This is a genomic window from Armatimonas sp. (assembly GCF_043760365.1).
In the GTDB taxonomy this organism is placed as follows: Bacteria; Armatimonadota; Armatimonadia; order Armatimonadales; family Armatimonadaceae; genus Armatimonas.
In genome coordinates, this window is record NZ_JAYUPA010000110.1 from 1 (window position 1) to 2298 (window position 2298).

A 2298-nucleotide genomic window follows, 5' to 3' on the forward strand; every position below is an offset into this window, starting at 1 on the left:
TCTTCGTCCTCGCCCGTCGCGGCCACGATCACATCAGCACGGGCAAAGCCCATCTCCTCCATGACACGCGTCTCGCAGCCATCGCCCTGCTGCACCACCTCACCGAGATCTTCCGCAAGTCGCTGCGCACGTGCTCTCTCTTTTTCTAGAAGAAGTACTTCGTGGCCCGCGCCCACCAGATCTTTTGTCAGGTAGTAGCCCACATTACCGCCGCCAATGATAATTACATACATTTTGGAGAGCTACACTTTCTGAGCGGCATCGAGATAGCTGTCAAGCTGTGCCATAAACGCATCGGGCCGTCGCCCTTCCACCAAGTCGCAGAAGAGCCCCGCCGAAGTCGAGGTCGTGCAGAGGGTCTGAATCCCCATCTCGGCATAGACTGCCGCCCGTGACGGGTCGTAGATACGGGTGAAGACCTGCGGGACATTGAAGATACGCTTGGCGATCTGCGCCGCCATAATATTGCGGTTATCACCATCTGTGACACTGATAAAAGCATCAGCCCCTTCGATCCCAGCACGCTTTAAGACATCCATGTCCGTGCCTGGACCCACGATTTTTTGTCCCTTAAACTTACTGCCCAGCCGCCGAAACGACTCCGAGGTGCGGTCCACGACTGTGACATCGTGGCGCTCGATAAGAAGCCGTGCCAGGGTCGATCCCACGCGGCCACAGCCAACAATTACAACTTTCATAACGCTAGATTGTACCCTATTTCACAAGTCCCGTCTGCCAAAGACAAGTGCCCCCACCAGGAAAACCAGGATGACATAACCCGCAATAAAAGCAAAATCAGTGGACACCGGCTGCTGACCCGGAAACGGACTGCTGAGCGTGATGGTCTTGCCATCGAGTGAGGGAAACGGCCCCAGCAGCTTGGTCGTCCAGCGCGCCATCCGGCCAATCGGCATGGCGTAGCTCGCGGTGCTGGCAAAGATTCCGAGCGCTTGAATCGCAAACGTGCGCTCCAGAAACCGCAGAAGCCCCTCTGCCCAGCCGATCCCCGCCGCCATCACCGAGAGCCCGGCGGCGAGAGGGAATGCAGTGAAGGTCGAAAAACACAGCGCCAGGCTCGTGAAGACCACGGGATAGAGCGCCAGGCAGGGCAGAGCAGCAAAGAGATTGCGGTGCGAGTGCGCCGGGTCGCGGAGCGTGGCGACGGCAAATAACACCAGTGCCCAGAGTAGCAAGCTTCCCAGAACAAACCCTAGGATCCCCAACCACTTGCCCGCGTAGACCGCCGTGCGTGTGAGTGGCTTGGGTAAGATCGTGCTCAAAACGCCCCGGTCTATTTCTGAGGAGATCGCACCCGAGGCGAGCGCAATGCCAAAGACGGCCCCAAAGAACTTTAAAATATCCGTGCCTAAAAAAATATAGAGCCCGATAAAAATCCGGTCCGCCTGCTCGCGTGGCAGCAGGAGCAAGCGTCCGGTGAGGGGCACAAAGCCACCGAGCACCACCAGCACCGCCACGAGCAGCGACAGCCAGCCCGCACGGCGGCGGAGCGCTTCTTTCAGAGTGAGCCTAGCAATGGTGAGCATTATCCCCCCTGGGCGAAGGGATTGTTGTCATGCGCGTACTGCGTCAGATAGCCCTGTGCCTCGGTGGCCGCTGCCGAGCCGGGGGACTTGCCGACCACCTGACTCCAGAGCTGGAGGGCGCGGTTGATATTGCCTTCTCTGTAGGCCGTGTTCGCCTGCCTTAACAGGCCCTGCGCTTCCTGGGAGTTTCGAGCATTGGCACTCTCAAAGTCGGCGGCCTTGAGGCTGGACGTGCCCGGTGCGGCGCGCTTGGGAAACTGCGTCGTTCGATCCGAGGGCGCGACAGCAGTCGAGGGGCCACCGGGGGCGCTACTATCAAGAATACGGGCGACCGCATCGTACTCCGCCTTGGCCTGTGTGTCGTCGGGCTTGAGATCCAGCGCTTTTTTGTACCAGCGGAGCGCCGCCGCAAGATCGTTGCGGTTCTGCGCCGCGTGGCCGAGCTCACGGTAGCTCCAGCAGCCACCGTCGGTGGCTTTCTTCAGAATCTCATCGGTGTTGGACTTGTTTTGTGCGACGCGCTCAAAAGCTGCCGCCGCTGCCTCGTAGCTCTTGGCGGCGTAGAGCGCGGCAGCCTTGTTGTAGTCGTCGGTTCCCGTGGCGTAGCCCATCTGGGTGCTGGCGCTCTTAAATGCACGAGTCAGTGCCAGACCGCCCCCGACTAAAATACCGCCGATCAGAACCACCGCCAGCACCCAGCCAACAGTACGCGACGTGCTCCCTGCCGACGCCTCCCACTGTGCTTGCATCGCGG

General features: G+C 60.0%; 4 protein-coding genes. All 4 read right to left on the reverse strand.

Annotated features, from left to right (window positions below; translation table 11 throughout):
• A partial coding sequence (locus ACH2EH_RS02940; RefSeq protein ID WP_395138792.1) for an NAD-binding protein occupies positions 1-233 on the reverse strand: 233 nt, incomplete at its 3' end.
• 9 nt (positions 234-242) lie between these two features.
• A complete protein-coding gene (locus tag ACH2EH_RS02945; protein ID WP_309697181.1) occupies positions 243-698 on the reverse strand; it encodes an NAD-binding protein in 456 nt (151 codons plus the stop codon).
• A 21-nt stretch (positions 699-719) separates the two neighbouring features.
• Positions 720-1544 (reverse strand): ABC transporter permease, encoded by an 825-nt coding sequence (locus ACH2EH_RS02950; protein WP_395138795.1) that lies wholly within the window; start codon positions 1542-1544, stop codon positions 720-722.
• The coding region (locus ACH2EH_RS02955; protein WP_395138797.1) for a hypothetical protein at positions 1544-2298 on the reverse strand (755 nt) is incomplete at its 5' end. The genes ACH2EH_RS02950 and ACH2EH_RS02955, both read right to left, overlap by 1 nt.